This is a genomic window from Armatimonas sp. (genome assembly GCF_043760365.1).
GTDB lineage: Bacteria > Armatimonadota > Armatimonadia > Armatimonadales > Armatimonadaceae > Armatimonas.
The window spans coordinates 1-2,234 of the sequence record NZ_JAYUPA010000133.1 but is presented as its reverse complement, the minus strand read 5'-3'; the positions used below and the strand labels follow the sequence as shown (position 1 = coordinate 2,234).

Annotated in this window: 2 protein-coding genes; one reads left to right on the top strand and one right to left on the bottom strand. The window is 57.0% G+C overall.

The features are described 5' to 3' along the window. Window positions 1-1,613, bottom strand: a 1,613-nt coding sequence (locus ACH2EH_RS03460; RefSeq protein ID WP_395139000.1) for a DNA polymerase domain-containing protein, incomplete at its 3' end; no start/stop codon positions are given. 166 nt (window positions 1,614-1,779) lie between these two features. Between ACH2EH_RS03460 and ACH2EH_RS03455 the strand changes: the two genes are divergently transcribed. Next, window positions 1,780-2,234 (top strand): DUF1559 domain-containing protein (locus ACH2EH_RS03455; RefSeq protein WP_395138998.1); only part of this gene is annotated, 455 nt, incomplete at its 3' end.

The window sequence follows — 2,234 nt, the reverse complement described above, 5'->3', positions numbered from 1 at the left end:
GCGCCAATCTCAGTGATAAATGCCTCTTCAGGCTCTAGGCCCAAGATTCCAGCGGGAGGCTGAAAATAGACACCATCGGTGTCAATCTCGATCACTGTTGCGCCTCGGGTTTCGAGTTCCTCCGCGATCTGTTTAACAATAACCTGCCCGATTTCGGTGACTTTGGCGGCGGCGGAGTAGTCGTTGAAGTAGAACGGTGCGCCTAAGTAGCCGTAGAACGAGTTGATGAGCAATTTATAGGAGCCTTGCAAACCGTCCCAGTACGCCGACGCGATCTCATTCTTGGTGGCTTCGTAGTCTTTGGCCTTGCGCTTTGCCATGAGTCGGCGGCGGGTTAGCTCTTTGAGCAGCGGCAGAAAGAGCCCGAGCGTGTCCGAGCTGCTACTCACGTTGTAGTTGAGCATGATGCTGGGATACAGGCTCTCGACATCGGCTTTCACGATGCCGCGCAAGAGGCCCGCGAGGCGCATCTCCGTGTAGCCGCCGCCGTAGGGCTGGCTGGGCTGCTGGCGCGCAACCGCATGGCCTGCCTGAAGATACGCCCGCACAAACACGGAGTTGATCTTCTCGCCACTGCCCGTCACGGCGACGGTTTGAAAGACATCGGGCACCATCTGAGTGGAGTAGAACTCCGTGGGCGTCACAATCTCGGCAAGTCTTCTGGTCTCGCGAACATCGCCCAGGGTGTAGGCTTTCACCCGCTCCGGATCCGTGCGCCAGAGCGACGCGATCTCGTCGTGGGGAATATAGACTCTGTCGGGCTCAGCAATATGATACGTTCTGGCGCACTCTTTGAGGTTGTAGGAGCTAATCTCGCCGCGTGCCACATCGAAGCGCTGTGTCTGAAAGAGCGTGTCCAGCACATGCCGTCCCCAGATATAGTGCGGCGTGAACGGGCGTGTGTTGGCCCCCAGCGCACAGTTGCGCTCCGAGCCAATCCCCACCTCCGAGCTGTCGCGGCCCCAGGGCAGGGCAATATTGAGCGCGCGGGCGCGGGCGCGAATCCAGGGCAGATCAAACGCATAGATATTATGGCCCTCGATAATATCCGGGTCCCACGCCGAGACAAGGTGACTCAGCGCCCAGAGCATATCGCGCTCATCGCCAAAGAGTAGCTCCTCGTTGCCCGCATTGTCCGAGCAGGCGATCAGAAAAATCTTTGCCCCGGGTTCACTAAACGAGAGTGTCGTCGTCTCGATGTCCACTTGCATCCGGCGCACTTCGGTAAAGGCCATTCCCTTAAAGAGCGTGCGCCCGGTGCCGAGCAAGAACTGCTTCTGGGGCGAGCCGTACTGTACAAAGTCCCGGCGCTCGTCTCGTAAAATCTGACGGGCATCTTGGTACGCCCGCCAGTTAGGAAAGCGCACGAGGCGCGAGTAGCCCTCGCCCGTGAGCTGGATTTCCTCACCATCGGGTAAAAAGCGCTCCTCACGCTGAATCAGCCAGGGGATAAAAGGCACCGTCTCGGAGGTTACGGAGCCGTCGCGGTGTCGTGCAAAGAGGGTCGCCGTGTCCTGCTGCGTCTCGACAGCAACAAGACGTGGGGTGAGATCGGAGCCATTCAGGGCCGCGTCAAGGAGTGTTTTGTCCAAGGTGGGAGTGGGAGCAGGCACGGGCAATTATACCGCAAGGCCCAGAACTGATTAACTAAGGCTATCTTATTAAAAATTTATTAAGATAACTACAAAATCCGACTTGACACTAATTAAATATCTGTGTACAATTGCTATGATTCCCCCCTGTCTTAGGGAGTCAATCTACTTGAGGGAGTTCTCAGTTATGAAAATGCAGAAAGTTCTGCGTACCTTTACGCTTATCGAGTTACTTGTTGTGATCGCGATCATCGCGATTCTCGCCGCCATTCTTTTCCCTGTTTTTGCACAAGCCCGTGAGAAGGCGCGCCAGACCGCGTGTCTCTCCAACATGAAACAGCTCACGCTGGGCATGGTGATGTATGCCCAGGACTACGACGAAACCTTCCCCGAGTGGAAGTGGGATCAGTGCTACTCCGCTGGCAATCTTCCTGCGTGTAGGAACAATGGAGGCGGCCTCTGGCACAATGCGATCTTCCCCTACGTGAAGAGCGCGGGTGTCTACTCCTGTCCCAGCGACGCGCGCCAGGCGGGTGTCAAGACCAACTACTCTGGTTGGTTCAACATGGCCACCGTCCAGGGCTTCCCCATCGCTCTCTGGAACCCGATCACCCAGAGGGGCGCTCCGATCTCCTACGGTGC